At 62.7% G+C, this 14,579-nt stretch carries 14 protein-coding genes; 5 read left to right on the top strand and 9 right to left on the bottom strand.

Annotated features, from left to right (window positions below; translation table 11 throughout):
* The first annotated feature begins 222 nt into the window (after nucleotides 1–222).
* The gene (locus JJJ17_RS09210) at nucleotides 223–726 is read left to right on the top strand and encodes a DUF892 family protein (RefSeq protein WP_200685650.1); all 504 of its coding nucleotides are present in this window, start codon (nucleotides 223–225) and stop codon (nucleotides 724–726) included.
* 10 nt (nucleotides 727–736) lie between these two features.
* Here JJJ17_RS09210 and JJJ17_RS09205 read toward each other — a convergent pair whose 3' ends face one another.
* The 7 genes from JJJ17_RS09205 to JJJ17_RS09175 all read right to left on the bottom strand — a co-directional run bounded on the left by JJJ17_RS09205 (nucleotide 737) and on the right by JJJ17_RS09175 (nucleotide 6,481).
* Nucleotides 737–1,390, bottom strand: a complete 654-nt coding sequence (locus tag JJJ17_RS09205) for a CatB-related O-acetyltransferase (RefSeq protein WP_200685647.1) — start codon at nucleotides 1,388–1,390, stop codon at nucleotides 737–739.
* Nucleotides 1,391–1,570: 180 nt separating this feature from the next.
* Nucleotides 1,571–1,984, bottom strand: coding sequence for a GFA family protein (locus JJJ17_RS09200; RefSeq protein WP_200685645.1), 414 nt, complete (start codon nucleotides 1,982–1,984; stop codon nucleotides 1,571–1,573).
* A complete protein-coding gene (locus tag JJJ17_RS09195; RefSeq protein ID WP_200685643.1) occupies nucleotides 1,981–2,376 on the bottom strand; it encodes a VOC family protein in 396 nt (131 codons plus the stop codon). The genes JJJ17_RS09200 and JJJ17_RS09195 overlap by 4 nt, the downstream gene beginning before the upstream one ends.
* A gap of 60 nt (nucleotides 2,377–2,436) precedes the next feature.
* Nucleotides 2,437–2,832 (bottom strand): VOC family protein, encoded by a 396-nt coding sequence (locus JJJ17_RS09190; protein ID WP_200685641.1) that lies wholly within the window; start codon nucleotides 2,830–2,832, stop codon nucleotides 2,437–2,439.
* A 13-nt stretch (nucleotides 2,833–2,845) separates the two neighbouring features.
* Nucleotides 2,846–3,865, bottom strand: a complete 1,020-nt coding sequence (locus tag JJJ17_RS09185; protein ID WP_200685639.1) for an ABC transporter ATP-binding protein — start codon at nucleotides 3,863–3,865, stop codon at nucleotides 2,846–2,848.
* Nucleotides 3,862–5,478 carry an ABC transporter permease gene (locus JJJ17_RS09180; RefSeq protein WP_200685637.1) on the bottom strand — a complete coding sequence of 539 codons (1,617 nt, stop codon included), beginning with the start codon at nucleotides 5,476–5,478 and terminating at the stop codon, nucleotides 3,862–3,864. The genes JJJ17_RS09185 and JJJ17_RS09180 overlap by 4 nt, the downstream gene beginning before the upstream one ends.
* A gap of 7 nt (nucleotides 5,479–5,485) precedes the next feature.
* Nucleotides 5,486–6,481 (bottom strand): iron ABC transporter substrate-binding protein, encoded by a 996-nt coding sequence (locus tag JJJ17_RS09175; RefSeq protein ID WP_234463992.1) that lies wholly within the window; start codon nucleotides 6,479–6,481, stop codon nucleotides 5,486–5,488.
* Between the two features lie 632 nt (nucleotides 6,482–7,113).
* On the opposite strand from JJJ17_RS09175, the gene JJJ17_RS09170 reads away from it, so the two are divergent.
* Nucleotides 7,114–8,037, top strand: a complete 924-nt coding sequence (locus JJJ17_RS09170) for a PLP-dependent cysteine synthase family protein (RefSeq protein ID WP_200685636.1) — start codon at nucleotides 7,114–7,116, stop codon at nucleotides 8,035–8,037.
* 144 nt (nucleotides 8,038–8,181) lie between these two features.
* Here JJJ17_RS09170 and acnA read toward each other — a convergent pair whose 3' ends face one another.
* Nucleotides 8,182–10,953 carry an aconitate hydratase AcnA gene (gene acnA / locus JJJ17_RS09165; protein ID WP_200685635.1) on the bottom strand — a complete coding sequence of 924 codons (2,772 nt, stop codon included), beginning with the start codon at nucleotides 10,951–10,953 and terminating at the stop codon, nucleotides 8,182–8,184.
* Between the two features lie 354 nt (nucleotides 10,954–11,307).
* Between acnA and JJJ17_RS09160 the strand changes: the two genes are divergently transcribed.
* Nucleotides 11,308–12,213 carry a DUF1223 domain-containing protein gene (locus JJJ17_RS09160; RefSeq protein ID WP_234463991.1) on the top strand — a complete coding sequence of 302 codons (906 nt, stop codon included), beginning with the start codon at nucleotides 11,308–11,310 and terminating at the stop codon, nucleotides 12,211–12,213.
* A 9-nt stretch (nucleotides 12,214–12,222) separates the two neighbouring features.
* Here the strand turns inward: JJJ17_RS09160 and JJJ17_RS09155 are convergent, their stop codons facing one another.
* Nucleotides 12,223–12,795: an ankyrin repeat domain-containing protein gene (locus JJJ17_RS09155; protein WP_200685633.1), complete on the bottom strand. Its 573-nt coding sequence runs from the start codon at nucleotides 12,793–12,795 to the stop codon at nucleotides 12,223–12,225.
* A gap of 232 nt (nucleotides 12,796–13,027) precedes the next feature.
* Here JJJ17_RS09155 and JJJ17_RS09150 point away from each other — a divergent pair, with 232 nt between their 5' ends.
* Together JJJ17_RS09150 and JJJ17_RS09145 are read left to right on the top strand one after the other, a co-directional pair.
* Entirely contained in the window at nucleotides 13,028–13,927 is a 900-nt protein-coding gene (locus JJJ17_RS09150) for a DMT family transporter (RefSeq protein WP_200685632.1), read from the top strand.
* 17 nt (nucleotides 13,928–13,944) lie between these two features.
* Entirely contained in the window at nucleotides 13,945–14,550 is a 606-nt protein-coding gene (locus JJJ17_RS09145) for an inner membrane-spanning protein YciB (protein ID WP_200685630.1), read from the top strand.
* The last annotated feature ends 29 nt before the right edge of the window (nucleotides 14,551–14,579 follow it).

The following is a 14,579-nucleotide window of genomic DNA, read 5'->3' as shown; positions in this document are numbered from 1 at the left end:
CCAATGGTTTGAGTTATGTCTGATGCCCGGCCGCACTTGCTGCCCGACGATGTTGCCGCTGTCAAGCCTGCCCCGGCGTCCGCTTTGGCGCCGGATTAATACTTCGCAACCCGGCCGGGGGACCGGGAACGCAAAACGCACCTTGGCGTTCAGTTGTTGGGAATGCACCAGCGCAGGGCCTGGCCTGACAAATGCCCCTGTCGCAGCGTGATGGAGAGGACGATGCCCGTTAAAAATCTTGAAGACCTTTATCTGGACCAGCTCAAAGACCTCTATTCTGCCTGTCGTCAGTCGATGCCTGTCGTGACCGCGCTTGGCGGTGCCGCCAAGTCGAAGGAACTGGCCGAGGCGCTTATCTCCGGCAATCAGGGCATCGCCCGCGGCATGGAGGCGCTGGCCGAGATTTGCAGCCGCCATGACATCGACCCCACCGGCGAGCATTGCCGGGGGATGGAAGGCATCCTGTTCGAGGCCAAAAAGCACGCGCTTGAGACCGAGTTTGCAGATGAGGACGCGCAGGACGCCGCGATCATTACCCAATATCAGCGCATGGCCCATTACGCGATTGCCGGTTACGGCTGCGTCCGCACCTTCGCCAATCGCCTTGGCTTTGACGAGGATGCGGCGGTGCTGCAAGATTGTCTTGATCACACCCGCAGCGGCGACAAGCATATGACGGCCCTTGCCGAAGGCGGCATTAATGAGGCCGCGATGGACGGGAAATAATCCCCGCCGTTCAGGGCGCAAGGCGTGACAAGGCATCAATGTCCCCCTTCGCCAGCGCGCTGGTCGCGCGGTCTATTGCCGCGACCGGCCAGTGCCACCATTGCAGCGCATTCAGCCGTTCGATCTGATCCGGGGCAAAGCGCATGCGGATAATTCGCGCCCGATTGCCCGCGACCACGGCGTAATCGGGCACCTCGCCCGCGACTACCGCCCCCGCGCCGACGATCACGCCATTGCCGATCCGCGCGCCGGGCAGGATCACCGCACCGTCGCCCAGCCAGACATCATGGCCGATGATCGTATCCGGCAGGTTGCCCAGTTGACGGACGTAATCCATCAATCGCGTCTGATCGAAGATCGCGAAAGGATAGGTCGAGATCCCACCCATCGGATGATTGGCCGAAGCGGTGATGATCCTGACCCCATCGGCGATCTGCCCGAATTTCCCGATCCGCAATCGCTCGGGCGCGCCGGGATAGGTATAGGGGGCCAGCCGCGCCGCCCAGTCCGTTGGCGGGTCAAAGCTGCTGGCATAGGTGAAATCGCCGATCTCAAGATTGGGGTGATCGATCACCCGGTTGAGATGGACCAGACCACGGTTTTCGCGGCCATCGGGAAAATGCATGGGATATGCAGAAGAAGCGTCAAGAAAGCTGACGGGCATGGAGTATCCTTTCTAATCTGAACGGGAAGGGTCAGATTGCGGGATTGTCCATGGCACATACTCCTTTGCTGAAGGCGACATAGCATGGAAAGCGGTGAAGGAAAACCCGGTGACAACCGAAGCCAAAAGTGGCCATCGCACCTTCACCACCGTAGGGTGCGTGCTCTGCACGCACCGAGATCACAAATGCCGCGTCTCCGCTGCCGGGTTCCACCAGTTATCCGCCGCTCCATCCGCGTAATAAACCGGCGCCGCGATCAACTCGGCCTCGGGCACATCATCCAGCGCAGGAACCACCACCTGCACGAACCGCCCGCCCATTTCTTCGATACTGCCAGCGGTCCAGAGCCGCGTTCCGCAGCGCACACAGAACCAGTGATGCATGTCCAGATCGGCACCATCCGCCCGTGGCGTCTCGCGCAGATGCTCGGACCCCGACAGCAGCCGGAACCCGTCGGGATCGGGCAGGCGCATTTCCCAATAGCGGGTCTTGCGGCAGAACCGGCAGTTACAGCGCATCGTGCCCTCGGCTAGATCGCCATCCGCCTCGAAGCGCACAGCGCCGCAGAAACAGCTTCCGTGATAGGTTTTCATGCCGCCCCCCCGCGATGAAACACCGCCTCAAGATTGTTGCCGTCGGGATCGATGACGAAGGCCGCGAAGTAACCTGGATGATAGTCCGGCCGCAGACCGGGCGCACCGTTGTCGCGGCCACCGGCAGCCAATGCCGCCGCATGAAACGCCGCAACCGTCGCCTCATCGGTGGCAGCAAAGGCGACATGCACCCCTGCCGAGGCCGCCTTGCCGCTGCCGATCCAGAAGAACGGCACCTCATCGCGGCCAAAGCCCAGATGGCTGCCATGCCCCCCGGTCATCTCCTCGGTCACTTCCATCAGGACCGAGATGCCCAGTGGCTGAAGCGCCTGTTCATAGAAACGCCGCGAGGTGGCAATATCGGAAACCGTGTAGCCTACGTGATCTAGCATGGGAAAATCTCCTTTCCCGCAGATCATCGCCGGGTGGTGCTGACAATTCCCGTCAGCAACCTATTTGTAGCGCCCGCCGCGCTGAAGAACCTCGATCTGATAGCCGTCCGGATCGGCGATAAAGAAGAACCGCGCGATCACCTCGCCCCCCGGTGCGAAATCGACCAGCTTGCGGGGCGCATGGCCTGCCGCCTCCAGCCGGGCATGTGTCGCCTGAAGATCATCGACCGAAAAGGCGATATGGCCGTAGCCGTCGCCCAGATCGTAAGGCTTGGTCCGACCCTTGTTGATGGTCAGTTCCAGCTCGGTCTCGCTTTCGGCATTCGACAGATAGACCAGTGTGAAATCGGGAAAATCCAGCCGCTCGGCGATCTCCAGCCCGAAGACATCGCGGTAAAAGGCGACCGAGCGTGCCTCGTCCAGAACCCGGATCATCGAATGAATGTATTTCGCCATTGCTGTTCCCTCGCTATGCCGGATCGCGCAGCACCACGGCCTCGCCCCGCAGGCTGAGATCGACCGCAGCACCTTCGCCCAAACGCGGGCCGTTCATAACATCCACCTGCATTTCGCGCCCGGCGCAATCGACCCAATAGGTCATGTCATGGCCCTTGAATTCGACCCCGGTCACGCGGCCATTGCCTGCCTCTGCCGCCGCCTGCAATTCCAGCAATTCGGGCCGCATCGACAGCGTCACCTGTCCCTCGGCGGGGGCCGCAAGCCGCACCGTGCCAAGCGGCGTGTCGCAAAGCTCGCCACGTGCCGTGCCGGGGACCAGATTGGTGCGGCCAAGAAAGGTCGCCACGAAGGCATCGACCGGGCGGTCATAGATTTGCTGCCCCGTCCCATGCTGCACGATCCGGCCATCGCGCATCAGCGCCAGCCGGTCGGCGAAACTCAGCGCCTCTTCCTGATCGTGGGTCACGATGATGATGCCGATCCCCGCGTTTTTCAGCAAAGCCCGGATCTCGCGCCGCGTCGCATGGCGCAGCGCGGCGTCGAGATTGGAAAACGGCTCGTCCAGCAGGATCAGCGAAGGTTCGGCGGCAAAGCTGCGGGCCAGTGCGATTCGCTGCTGCTGCCCGCCCGACAGTTCATCGGGATAGCGGCTGCCATAGCCGTCCAGCCCCACCATCGACAATGCCCGTGCCACCGTCTGCGGGGTCTTCTCGCGCGCGCCGAACAGAATGTTGCGGGCCACATCCATATGCGGAAACAGCGCATAATCCTGAAACACCATGCCGATCCCGCGCTTCTCGGCCGGGGTCGCGGTGATGTCGCGGCCTCGCAGGCTGATCGCGCCATGATCCGGCGGCTCGAACCCGGCGATCATCCGCAGCGTCGTGGTCTTGCCGCAGCCCGAAGGCCCGATCAGCGCCAGAATCTCACCCGGAGCCAGATCGAAGGACACATCCTCGACGGCGGCAGGACCGGCCTTGCCGAATTGCCGCTTCAGATTGCGGACAGAGAGAAGGGGCGTGTCAGTCATCGCGGGCTGGATTCGGCTTTCTGGCGGTCGCTTTTGCTTTCGTATTTCAGGAACAGCCCGACGAAAAGACTCGAGAACAGGATAATGCTCAGCGCGAAGGGCGCGGCCTCGGCCATCATGCCCTCATTCGTGCGCCCGAAGACGTTCATCGACAGGGTTGTGTAGCCGGTCGGCGCAAGGATCAGCGTGATCGGCAGTTCCTTGACCACCATGATAAAGACCAACAGCCCGCCTGCGACAAAGGGCCTGCGCAAGCGCGGCATCACCACCGAGGCGAAGGACCGCAGGGGCGTGGCGCCCAATGATCGCGCGGCCTCTTCCTGACGCGCGCCGATCTGCAACAGGCCCATGCGGATCGGGCCGAAGGCAAGGGCCAGAAAGCTCATCACATAGGCGAAGATCAGGATCGCGTAGCTTTGGTAAAAAAACGGCACCGCCTGCAGCGCGAAGAATACCATCGCCAGCGCGAAGGCCAGCGGCGGGGTGGCGTAGCCCAGATAGGCCAGCCGGTCGATCACCGTCGCCAGCGGCCCCGGATGGCGCAAGATCAGCAGTACCACCGGCACGGCCAGCAGCACGGTCAGGAACGCCGCCGGTCCCGCCGTCCCAAGCGTCGCCAGCGCCGTTTGCCCCAGATGCCCCCAATCCATCTGCGGCAGGCCCAGCCGCATCCAATGCGCCAGCACCAGAAGCGGCATGCCCAGCGAGGCGATCACCACCAACGCGACAAACCCCCATGCCAGCACACGCATCCGCCCAAGCGGCATCGGTTGGGCCTTGCGCGCAGATCCCGTGCCGGTGCGCGAAAAGCGCCGGTTTCGCGTCACCGCATGCTGCGCAAACAGCGCCGCGACCGTGACCGCCAGCAGCATCAGCGACAGCCACGCCGCATAGGTGCGGTCGAACGCGCCGCTATATTGGGTGTAGATCGCGTAGCTGAAGACCTCATAGCGCATCAACGCAATCGCCCCGAAATCGCCGATCACGTACAGCCCGACGACCAGCCAGCTTGCCACCAGCGCGGGCCAAAGCTGCGGCAGCATCACATGACGAAAGATCGATGCCCGCGACTGGCCTAGACTGCGGGCGGTTTCCTCCAGCGCCGGGTCCATGCCCAGAAAGGCCGAGCGCAGGTTCAGGAACAGATAGGGGAAGGTGTAAAGCGACAGCGCCAGCCCGGCCCCCCACAATCCGCGCAAGGGCGGCAGGGTGATCCCGAACCAGTGTTTCGCAAAGCCGTAATAGCCCGACATGCCGATGATCGCATAGGCCATGACATAGCCCGGCACGGCCAGCGGCATCGCCATCAGGAACGACACCACGCCACGCCCGCGCAGATCGCTGCGGGTGACCAGCCATGCAGCGGGCAGGGCAATCGCCGTGCCGATGGCCAGCACGACCGCCACCAGCTTCATCGTGTTCAGCATCAGCAACAGGTTGCGTTGGCGGAAGACGATTGCGGACAGTTCTGCCGGGTCGGCCTCAAGCGCGCGCATCACCAGCCAGAAGACAGGCAGACAGGTGCCGATGCCGACCAGAAGCGCCGGGATCAGCAAAAGAACCGAAGGGCCGGACCTGCGTCCAGCCCCCCGGAATGTTGTGTTCAGGCTCATCCGAGGCTCACAGCAGCCCGGCGTCGCCCAAAAGCTTCAGCGTCCCGTCCAGATCGCCGATGGCGTTGATATCGACCTTGGGGCTGATCTCTTGCAGGGTTTGCAGCGGCTCCAGCGTCGGATCGGGGATGATCCCTTCGCGCACCGGATATTCGTTACCCTCGACGGTGATGTATTGCTGTGCGGTCGGCGACAGCAGGAATTCCACGAATTTCTGCGCGTTTTCCTGATTGTCCGAAACTTCGATCACGCCTGCACCGGCGACCAGCAGCAGGTTGCCGATATCGCCAGCGCCGAAATGGGTCTGCGCCACCGGATAGTCGGCATTCGCGCCGACATAGCGGCCCAGATAGTAGTTGTTGACCAGACCGTAATCGACTTCGCCATTGGCGATGGCTTCGATCTGGGTGCCGTTGTTGCGATAGACCTTGGCTTCGTTGGCGATCATGCCATCGATCCACGCTTTTGCAGCCTCGTCACCTTCGGCCACGCGGAAAGCGGTCACGAAAGCCTGGAACGAGCCGTTGGTCGGCGCCCATGCAACGCGGCCCTTGTATTTCTCGTCGGTCAGATCGGTGATCGACTGCGGCAGATCGGCTTCGGCCACACGCTCGGTCGAGTGGACCAGAACCCGCGAACGGCCCGAAGTGGCGACCCATTTGTTGTCATTGTCGCGGAAGATTTCCAGCACGTCGTCGCTGAACCCGTCCGGCAGCACCGCGAACTGACCCGACAGCGCGCCAAGCGCACCGGCGTCCTGCGCCCAGAACACATCTGCGGGCGTATCGGCGCCCTCTTCCTGCAGCAGCGTCGCCATTTCCGAGGTCGAGCCATAGCGGACCTCGGCGGTGATGCCGGTCTCTGCTTCGAACTGCTTGATCAGGGGCGCGACCAGTGCCTCACCCCGACCGGAATAGATGGTCACGGTGTCGGCGGTGGCGACGGTCGCCATCCCTAGCACGATCGCCGTGGCGGTGCTCATTGCCGTGATCGTCTTTTTCATTCCTGTCCCTTTCCTGAAATACCCCGCGATATGCGCGGGAAATGAATGGCTAACCGAAATCCGGCACCTGAAGAAAAGGTCACGCCGGGCCCGATGGTCGCTTGCAGCGCGCGGCCCGATCACGAACCGATCTGCCGCATGTCTGGGTGACTGCGGTTCGGGAAAAGCCAGAGGCCCCGTCCTGTCCGCCGATGCAGCTTGCAACCTGCGTCAATCAAATAGCCTACAAAAGTAGTCGGTCAAGAAAAATTTACGTTTTTTGTTGGACTTAGCGGTAACGGACAATGATTTGCACGATGTGCAGAAAGGCACCGCTTCGGGTTGCAGCGAAGCGCTCTGGGTCGCTTGCGGCACGGGGTGGACAGGCGCGCAGCAGCCAGCCTCTGCAAGCGATTTGCCCAAATGACGCACCGCGCGTCGCAGGTCATGCGCCAGCACCCCGCTGTCCGATGCTTTCGGTGGGAGCCACTGTCTCGCTTAGTGAGGGCGTTTCAACTTTCCGTCAGATGATCCGAAAATGGGTATCCGCTCTGTCATGTCCTCTGCCGCGAGCGGTGGCTTGGCACCCATAGCCGCCGTTCGACACTTCCCCTAAAACGGACTGACCAGACACGTTCAGGACAGGAGCAGCCATGTTGACCTCGGCCCTCGATCTGATCGGCCACACGCCGCTGGTCTCCTTGGACCGGATCCATGCCGGACCGGGCCGGATTGTTGCCAAGGCCGAATTTCTGCAGCCCGGCGGCAGTGTGAAGGATCGCGCGGCCAAGGCCATCCTGCTTGCCGCGCGACAGGACGGGCGGCTGAAACCGGGAATGCCGGTGGTCGAGATGACCAGCGGCAATATGGGGGCGGGTCTTGCGGTGGTATGCGCCGCGCTGGGTCATCCGTTCATCGCGACGATGTCGGCGGGCAACAGCCCCGCCCGTGCCCGGATGATGGAGGGGCTGGGCGCAAAGGTGGTTCTGGTCCCGCAGGTTGACGGAGCCCCGGGGCAGGTCACCGGCGCCGATGTGACTGCCGCAGCCGACGAAGCCGCCCGGATCGGTCGCGAGGAAGCGGCTTTTTATGTCGATCAGTTCAATGCGGTGGAAGGCATCCTTGCCCATGAGACCAGCACCGGGCCGGAGATCCTTGAACAATATGGCGGCAGGGTGGATGGCTGGGTCGCGGCGGTCGGCACCGGCTGCACTTTTATTGGCGTGGCCCGCGCGCTGAAGGCCGCCAATCCCGCAACCCTATGCGTCGCGGTTGAGCCAGAGGGAAGCGAACCACTGGCAGGACGGCCTGTCACCAAGCCCCGCCATATCGTTCAGGGCACCAGCTATGGTGCGATCCCGCCGCATTGGGATGCCGGGCTGATGGATTTCAGCCTGACGGTGACGGATGAAGAGGTCGAACACTGGCACCGACAGCTTGCGATCCGCGAAGGTCTGTATGTCGGCTATTCCGCCGCAGCCAATGTCTGCGCGGCGGCCAAGCTGCTGGCGTCGGGCCGGTTGGGCGGAAACGCCACCGTTGCGACGGTGCTGTGTGATACCGGCCTGAAATACTGACCGCAGCGGCTGCCGCATCGGCGCCCCCGGTCCCGGCGGGGGCAAGGCTGCTTCGCGAACCCGCCAGATCGCCCGGACACGGCTTTGACAATTGAAAAACCCCGGCGCGATGGCCGGGGTTTTCCTTTTCCATGACGCTGACGATCAGCTTTTCGCCAGATTGCGCAGCACGTATTGCAGCACGCCGCCGTTCTTGAGGTATTCAATCTCGACCTCGGTATCGACGCGGGCCTTGATCTGGATCTCTTTCACCGTGCCATCGGCATAGGTGATCGTCGCCGGAACCAGCGACAGCGGTTTGAAATCGCCCTCAAGCCCGCCGATCGAGATCACCTCGTCGCCCTTCAGGTTCAGGTTCTTGCGGTTCTGGCCGTCGGTGAACTCGAACGGCACCACGCCCATGCCCACGAGGTTCGAGCGGTGGATACGCTCGAAGCTTTCGGCGATGACCGCCTTGACGCCCAGAAGGTTCGTCCCCTTCGCCGCCCAGTCGCGCGAGGAACCGGCACCGTATTCGATGCCGCCGATGACGATCAGCGGCGTGCCCTGATCGGCATAGGACATGGCCGCGTCATAGATCGCCGCCTGATTGCCCGACACGTCTTTCGAGAAGCCGCCTTCGACCCCGTCCAGCATCTCGTTCTTGATGCGGATATTGGCGAAGGTGCCGCGCATCATGATTTCGTGGTTGCCCCGGCGCGAGCCGTAGCTGTTGAAATCACGCGGCGCGACCTGACGCTCGGTCAGATAGCGGCCTGCCGGGGTGTCGGCCTTGAAGGAACCGGCCGGGCTGATGTGGTCGGTGGTGATCATGTCGCCCAGCAGCGCCAGAATGCGGGCGTTGCTGATATTGTGGATCTCGCCTGCTTCCTGCGCCATGCCGCGGAAATAGGGCGGGTTCTGGATATAGGTCGAGGTCGGCGGCCAGTCATAGGTCTCGCTGTCGGTCACTTCGACCGCCTGCCAACGCTCGTCACCCTTGAACACGTCGGCATATTTGGCCTGGAACATCTCGCGGGTCACGACGGTCTCGACCAGCTCGGCAACCTCTTTCGAGCTTGGCCAGATGTCTTTCAGGAAGACCGGCTTACCTTCGGCGGTATAGGCCAGCGGCTCGCGGGTGACGTCGATATTCATGTCACCGGCAATGGCATAAGCCACGACCAGCGGCGGCGAGGCCAGATAGTTGGCGCGGACATCCGGGCTGATCCGGCCTTCGAAGTTGCGGTTGCCCGACAGGACCGACACCGCGACCAGATCATTGTCGTTGATCGACTTGGAAATCTCGGGCTGCAACGGGCCCGAGTTGCCGATGCAGGTGGTGCAGCCGAAACCAACAAGGTTAAAGCCAAGCGCGTCCAGATCGTCCTGAAGATTTGCGGCCTTCAGATATTCCTCGACCACCTGCGAGCCCGGAGCCAGCGAGGTTTTCACCCAGGGCTTGCGGGTCAGGCCAAGCGCGCGTGCCTTGCGCGCCACCAGACCGGCGGCCATCAGCACATAGGGGTTCGAGGTGTTGGTGCAGGACGTAATCGCCGCAATCACCACCGAGCCGTCATGCAGCTTGTAATCCTGCCCCTCGACGGTGCCGGAATTATAGCCGTCGTGATGGCCGGGCAGGTCGGTCGGGGCAGGGGCGCCGCCTTCTTCGTTCCAATCCTTGATTTCCGCGCGCGCCGGATCGGGCAGCTTGCGGGTGCCGCAGATGTATTTCTGGAACTCGAAGGCCGAGTCGGTCAGGGCCACGTGATCCTGCGGACGTTTCGGACCCGAGATGGCGGGCACGACATCGCCCTGATCCAGCTCCAGCGTCGAGGAATAGACCGGCGCGTAATCCTTGCCGCGCCAGAAACCGTTCTCTTTCGCATAGGCCTCGACCAGCGCGATGCGATCTTCCTCGCGGCCGGTCTGGCGCAGATAGCGCAGCGTTTCGTCATCGATCGGGAAGAAGCCGCAGGTGGCGCCATATTCCGGGGCCATGTTGGCGATGGTCGCGCGGTCGGCCAGCGGCATGTTGTCCAGACCGTCGCCATAGAATTCGACGAATTTGTTGACCACGCCATGCTTGCGCAGCATCTGCACGACCTTCAGCACCAGATCGGTGGCGGTCAGACCTTCGCGCAGCGCGCCGGTGATCTTGAAACCCACCACTTCCGGGATCAGCATCGAGATCGGCTGACCCAGCATCGCGGCCTCGGCCTCGATCCCGCCGACGCCCCAGCCAAGGACGGCAAGGCCGTTGACCATGGTGGTGTGCGAATCGGTGCCGACCAGCGTGTCGGGATAGGCGACGGTCGCGCCGTTTTGATCGGTATCGGTCCAGACGGTCTGGGCCAGATATTCAAGGTTCACCTGATGGCAGATGCCGGTGCCGGGCGGAACAACGCGGAAGTTGTTGAATGCGTTCTGCCCCCATTTCAGGAAGGTATAACGCTCAAGGTTACGCTCGTATTCCAGCTCCACGTTGCGCTCGAACGCACGGGGGGTGCCGAATTCGTCGATCATGACCGAGTGGTCGATGACCAGATCGACCGGGTTCAGCGGGTTGATCTTCTGCGGGTCGCCGCCAAGCGCCTTGATGCCGTCGCGCATTGCCGCAAGATCGACCACGGCGGGAACGCCGGTGAAGTCCTGCATCAGAACGCGGGCCGGGCGATAGGCGATCTCGCGCGGGTTTTTCCCACCCTTTTCAGCCCATTCGGCGAAAGCCTTGATGTCATCCACGCTGACGGTGCGACCACCATCCTCAAAGCGCAGCATGTTTTCCAGCACCACTTTAAGCGACGCGGGCAACTTGGAAAAATCGCCAAGGCCGGCTTCGGTAGCGGCGGCGATCGAGTAATAATCAACCGTCTGCGCGCCCGATTTCAGCGTGCGGCGGGTCTTGGCGGTATCGGTTCCGGTTTGGATCGGCATCGGGGGCCTCCCTGTCTGCGAATTGGATGGGTCTGGCTTGCGTGACCTGCTTTGCCCGATGCGTCGGGCGGGTGCAAGGGAGTCGCATCAGAATTGTATGCAATCGCATACCATTCCTTTCGCTGTTGCTCAAGAGGCACGCTTCTGTGTTCTCGCTGCTGCTAACAAAGCGTTGATTTGTTCATTTGTCCTGGCTGGGTCTATGCAGATCCTCGACTTTCACGGAATTGGACGACTGGATTGATGACATCTGCGACAGCCTCAGATGATCGCTATGTGCTCGCAATGCTACAGCGCCTGACGACAAGAAGCATCCTTCTTGCGGTCATTGCCCCTTTGATGGGCGGCGTTGCCATGGCGCAGGACACAATGTCCGCCAGTTCCGCACCTTCCAGCGGCAGGTCCGGGCATGAGGGCGCGAATGGCGGCTTCCCCGCGGCTCCGGTCATTGTCGCGCCAAACGATGCCGGACGCGCCGCACCGGCCATGGGTCAGGCTTTCGCGCCGCCCGAAACCGCGACCTATAACGCCTTCGCCGCCTCGGACATGGCTCCGCCGCCGATGGAGAACTATGATTTCGCGCCCCCGGCGCTGCCGGTGGTGGTCGAGCTTTTCACCTCACAGGGCTGTTCGTCCTGTCCGCCCGCCGATGCGATGCTGTCCAATCTGGCCAATCAGCCGGATGTGCTGCCGCTGTCCTATCACGTCGATTACTGGGACTATCTTGGCTGGGCCGACAGCTTTGCCCGCCCCGAATTTACCGAGCGGCAGGAACTTTACGCCCGCGCCTCGGGCGAGCGTTCGGTCTATACGCCGCAACTGATCGTGGACGGTCAGGATACGGCGGTCGCGCCGGGCCCGTCGCAACTCATGGGTCTGATCGACGCCAACCGCGTCTCTCCGGCCATGGTCAGCGTCCGCCGCGAAAGCACTGAAAACGGCGAGACGATCGAACTGATGCCGCTGTCCGATCTTGGCGGCTCGGTCGATATCCTGCTGGTCCGCTACGCACCCGAGCGCAAGGTCGAGGTGACGGCGGGCGAGAACCGGGGCAGGGTGGTCACCTATACGAATGTGGTTCTGTCGATGGATCGTCTGGCGGAATGGGACGGCGCGAACCCGCTGCGCATGACCGTCAATCCCGATGGCGCGGCCGACGACCAGATGCCCGCCGATACCCGCCATGTCGTGCTGGTCCAAAGCGACAGACGCGACTCGGACCATCCCGGCCCGATCCTCGCCGCGATCCGTCTGGACTGAAGCCGTCCTTCATCGAGGGTTTTGGCCCGCCGCCTGTTTCAGGATCGCGATCAATTCCGGGTCGGCGTCGCCCTCCAGCGCCATATCAAGCGCCGTCTTGCCGTCCTTTCCCACCGCTTCCGGGTCAGCGCCCGCCTCAAGCAGGGCCGCCACCACATCAGGCCCGTTTTCCTGACTCGAAACCTGCATGATCAGCGGCGTCCACCCGCGAATATCCCGCGCCTCGGGATCGGCGCCTTTGGCGATCAGGACCGGCACCGCCTCGGGTTCGGTGACGATATGCAGAAGCGTTACCCCCTCATCATTGCCGCCGTTGATCTCGGCCCCCTGAGCGAGCAGCAGGTCCAGAATGCGTTCCTCGAAATAAACGTCCTGCAACTGCATCGGCTGAAACCCGAACCGCCCGACCGAGGTTGCAAGCGAGGGCGTCACCGCCAGCATCTCCCTGACCGCATCGACGGCACCTTCCGCGACCGCGTCATGGAAGCGTTCCACAAGCTGATCGTCTTGCGCCGCCGCGACGCCCGGACTTCCCCCGCCAAGAAGCATCGCCAGCACCGCCTTGCCAAATTTGCGCATCATTTTGTCCCCGGCATCCTCATCCCGGTATCAAAGCCGCAACACCCACCGTTCGCAAGCGGTGTACAGGCTGTGCACATCCCGTGCCCGCGCGGTGCATGCTTTGTGCAGCCAAAATCCCAGCATTTCCTGACAAAACCATCGCCCTGATATCTCCGTTGCGCAAATATCGACAGCAACGCCCGCAGCCGTTGCGCGGCTTGCATGTCGTGCAATCCCGCCGCATCAAGGCGTCATGAGCGAATGGATCAACCAGATCACCGGCACGCCCGAGGGCGCGCGCGTCGCGACCATGCTGGCTTTGTCGGCGGCCTTCCTGCACGCGCTGTTCGGAGCCCTGCAAAAGGGCCGCCACGACCCATGGATCAGCCGCGCCGTCATCGACATCTGCTATGGCCTGATCGCCCTGCCACTGGCCCTGTTCGTGGTGCCCTGGCCCGAGCCCGCGCTCTGGCCGGTCCTGTTCGGCGCCATGGTGATCCACATCGCCTACAAGGTCGCGCAGGCCCAGACCTATCAGCGCGGCGCCTATACCGTGGTCTATCCGGTGGTCCGGGGCAGCGGGCCGCTATTCGCCGTCATCGCCGCCGGGCTGGTCTTTCACGAACATTTCAACCTGATCCAGTGGCTGGGCGTGCTGCTGCTGGTCGGGGCGATCTTTGGCCTTGCCGCCTATAACCTCCGCCACGTCACCGTCGGCCGCGACACGCTGGTTCCGGCGCTGTGCTGGGCGGTGGTGACCGGGGCATTCGTGGCGCTTTACACCACCTATGACGCATGGGGGATACGGCTCTCGCCCGATCCATTCACCTTCCTTGCATGGTTTTTCCTGTTCGATTCCCTCTTCATGCCGCTCTGGACGCTGCCGCGGCTTGTCCGGCTGCGGCGCGACGAGATCCCGGCGCTTGCGGTGCGCGGATTTATCGGCGCGCTGGTCGCCTTTGCCAGCTTCGGCTCGATCATGCTGGCCACCCGGATCGACGATGTCGGTCGCGCGGCGGTGCTGCGCGAAACCTCGACCGTGTTCGCAGCCCTTGTCGGCTGGCTCGTCCTGCGCGAAAAGGTGGGGCCGGTGCGTGTGGCGCTGATGGCGCTGATCGCCGCCGGCGCCCTGATCGTGGAAATGGCCGCCTGAGACCGAAGGAGCAAGCGATGAAAGAACCGAAACCCTGGGTCAAACCGGCGCTGGAGCTTGGACCGCTGCTGCTGTTCTTCGCGGTCTTCATGTGGAAGCGCGGCGAGACGGTCACGCTTTGGGGACAGGATTACACCGCGCTGGTCTTTGCCACGCTGGTCTTCATCCCGGTCCTTGCGGTCGCCACGCTGATTCAGTGGAAGCTGACCGGCAAGCTGGCCCCCATGCAGATCGCCACGCTGGTTCTGGTGGTGGTTTTCGGCGGTCTCTCGGTCTGGCTGAACGACCCGCGCTTCTTCAAGATGAAGCCGACGATCATCTATCTGCTCTTCGGCGTAGTATTGGGCTACAGCCTGCTTGCGGGCAAGGAATGGCTGCGTCTGGTGCTGGGCGAGGCGCTGCCAATGGATGCCGAGGGCTGGCGCAAGCTGACCCTGCGGATGACATTGCTGTTCTTCGCGCTGGCCGTGGCGAACGAGCTTGTCTGGCGCTTCATGTCCGAGACGACATGGGTTTATTTCAAGACCTTCGGCATGCCGGTGGTACTGTTCGTATTCCTGATGGCGAATGCCGGGCTTTATAAGGCGCATGCGCTGGAGAAGACGGACGAAGGGGCCGAATAAGCCCCTCTGCTGCTTTCCCTCACAAGTGC

The organism is Paracoccus caeni, from assembly GCF_016629665.1.
GTDB lineage: Bacteria > Pseudomonadota > Alphaproteobacteria > Rhodobacterales > Rhodobacteraceae > Paracoccus > Paracoccus caeni.
This window is presented reverse-complemented; position numbering and strand designations above follow the sequence as displayed.